Annotated in this window: 3 protein-coding genes and 1 pseudogene; all 4 read right to left on the bottom strand. The window is 72.7% G+C overall.

Annotated elements, in window-relative coordinates; genetic code table 11:
* The coding region (locus G6019_RS09705; protein ID WP_182627495.1) for a nucleoside hydrolase at positions 1-252 on the bottom strand (252 nt) is incomplete at its 3' end.
* Positions 249-761 carry a mycothiol transferase gene (locus G6019_RS09710; RefSeq protein ID WP_107756465.1) on the bottom strand — a complete coding sequence of 171 codons (513 nt, stop codon included), beginning with the start codon at positions 759-761 and terminating at the stop codon, positions 249-251. The genes G6019_RS09705 and G6019_RS09710, both read right to left, overlap by 4 nt.
* 42 nt (positions 762-803) lie before the next feature.
* The gene (locus G6019_RS09715) at positions 804-2,252 is read right to left on the bottom strand and encodes an SDR family NAD(P)-dependent oxidoreductase (RefSeq protein ID WP_182627496.1); all 1,449 of its coding nucleotides are present in this window, start codon (positions 2,250-2,252) and stop codon (positions 804-806) included.
* 33 nt (positions 2,253-2,285) lie between these two features.
* Positions 2,286-2,575, bottom strand: a pseudogene (locus G6019_RS09720) (hypothetical protein); the annotation flags it as partial.

Here is a 2,575-nt window from a genome sequence, read left to right on the forward strand (position 1 = left end):
GGCGGCCCCGGCCGACACGGGGACGGGGGGAGCGCCCGCCAGGTCCAGCCAGGCCAGAGCGTTGCGGACCGTGTCCTCGATGCCGACGTTGCCGGCCGTGCACACGAGCCCTGCCAGGTCGATCGACCCGGCTCGGTGCTCGGCCACCAGGTAGGCGATCGCCAGGGCGTCGTCGATCCCCGGGTCGCAGTCGAGCAGGACCGGGATCCGGCCGGTCCGACCGGGGTCCATCCCGCCGGGGGAGGAGGTCACCGGGGGCCGGCGGACAGCAGGACGTCGCGGGTGACCTCAAGGTGACCGAGGTGGGTGGCGACGTCGTGGAGGATGTGCGCCAGCACCCACTCCACGGTCAGGGTGCCGGCGGCCCGGGCCCGTTCCACCGGGAACGCCGTCCCGGCGGGATGTGCGAGGTCGCCCCGCAGCAGCGCCGCCGTGGTCCAGTCCGGGACCCGGTCGGCCAGTGCGGACAGCCTGTCGAGTTCGGGCTCGACCGGCCCGTCGTACGTGAACTCCGACTCCCGGTGTCGGCGGACCTCTTCACCGCCGAGGCACGCCGCCCCCCAGGAGGTGAGGACCCCGCAGAGATGACGGACCGTCGCGGCAGCGGAGTTGGTCGGGTGCGCCGCCCCCACCGCCGTGGGTCGCGAATGGACCAGGGTGTCCGGGCCGTCCCCGCCGAGTTCGGTCACCACCTCGCGCAGCGCGGGCAGGAGCTCGGTGGTCAGGATGAGGTGCACTGCCGCCGAGGTGGGTGAGTCCATGCCGACGATCCTATTGTCCCGGCCGCCGGGTGTCCGGATCGCTCACCACGGGCTGGGTCGGAAGTCCTTGAGGAAGCACCCGTAGAGGTCCTCGCCGGCCTCACCGCGCACGATCGGATCGACCACGCGCGCCGCCCCGTCCACCAGGTCGAGAGGAGCGTGGAAGCCCTCCTCGTGGAGCCGGACCTTGGTCGTGTGCGGCCGCTCGTCGGTGATCCACCCGGTGTCCACGGCGGTCATGAGGATGCCGTGCTCGGTGAACATCTCCTCGGCGGAGGTGCGGGTGAGCATGTTCAGGCCCGCCTTGGCCATGTTGGTGTGCGGGTGCCCCGCGCCCTTGTAGCGCCGGGAGAACTGCCCCTCCATGGCGGAGACGTTGACGACGTATTTGCGCCGGGCGCCCGACGCCGCCAGCGCGGGCCGCAGGCGGGAGACCAGGATGAACGGCGCGACAGAGTTGCACAGCTGCACCTCGAGCATCTCCATGGGCTCCACCTGCTCGACAGTGGCCACCCAGCTGTTGTGGTCGACCACGTCCGGCAGCAGCCCGCCGGCGTCGATGGCGGTGCCGGCGGCCACACGGTCCAGGGACGCCGACCCGGCCAGGAGTGCCTGCTCGGCGATGTGTCCGGCCTCGCGTTCGGCCTCGTCGGAGCCGATGAGCGCAGACTCGCCGCCCATCAGCGCGGCCGGGTGCAGCTCGGAGGTGCGGCCCATGGTGATCATGGGGATGTCTGCGGCCCGTCCGGTGAGGGGTGCGGACTCGCCGTCCACGAGTCCGGAGTACGACCCGGGGGACCGGCGCACCGTCTGGGCGGCGTTGTTGATGAGGATGTCCAGCGGCCCGGCGGCGGCGACCTCGTCGGCCAGTGCCACGACCTGGGCGGGATCGCGCAGGTCCACACCGATCACGTGGACCCTGTCGGCCCAGTCCGCGTGGTCGGGCATCGAGGCGAACCGGCGGACCGCGTCGCGGGGGAACCGGGTCGTGATGGTCACGTGAGCCCCCGCCCGCAGCAGCATGAGGGCGATGTACATGCCGATCTTGGCGCGCCCCCCGGTGAGCAGGGCCCGCCGCCCGGTCAGGTCCATGTCCGGGTCCCGCTTCGCGCGGTTGGCCGCCGCGCACTCCGGGCACAGCTGGTGGTAGAAGGCGTCGACCTGCGTGTAGAGCTGCTTGCAGACGTAACAGGCCACCGCGCGCTGCAGGTGCCCGGCCACGGCTCCCGGAGTGTTCGAGACCAGGCGGATCCCGGCCGTCTCGTCGTCGATCCGGGTGGGCGAGCCGGTCGCGGTGGCCTCGATGACCGCCTTGTCCGCCTCCTGCCGGGCGCGGCGGACCTCGTTGCGGCGAGACTTCTTGAGCAACTTGAACATGTGGCCGACCGAGCGCTGCACCCGGATGGAATCGGGGTGGTCCTCCCCGAGCGCCGCCGCCTGGTCGAGGACGCGCTGGAGGGTCTCGAGGTCGTCCGGATCGATGCCTGTCACCAGGACACGGTACGACGACGAGGCCGCCGGTCCCTAAACCGCTCGCGCCCGCAGGGTGGGCGCACGGCCTGCCCTGAGCCCGGCGAGCACCTCCTCCACGGCCGGCGGCTCCCGGTGACCCCCCGCGTCAGCGGGAGGCGGGGTGAACCCGTGGCGAAGGGCGTAGGCATCGGACACCAGCTGCGCGTGGGCCTCCACCGGGAACATCCACGGGGCGCGGTTCACTCCGGCCCGGTCGCGGGTGGCGCAGTCGTGTGGGCCCCGGTCGAGGGCCGCGCGCCAGTCGTAGGCCCGGCGCCCCTTCAGCGCCTGTTCGGCGAGCA

Origin of the sequence: Dietzia sp. DQ12-76 (assembly GCF_014145045.1) — a bacterium.
Lineage (GTDB): Bacteria > Actinomycetota > Actinomycetes > Mycobacteriales > Mycobacteriaceae > Dietzia.

Excerpts from the sequence above, each read along its gene's own strand:
- G6019_RS09710 (WP_107756465.1), bottom strand. The coding sequence starts at position 761 with ATGGACTCACCCACCTCGGCGGCAGTGCACCTCATCCTGACCACCGAG.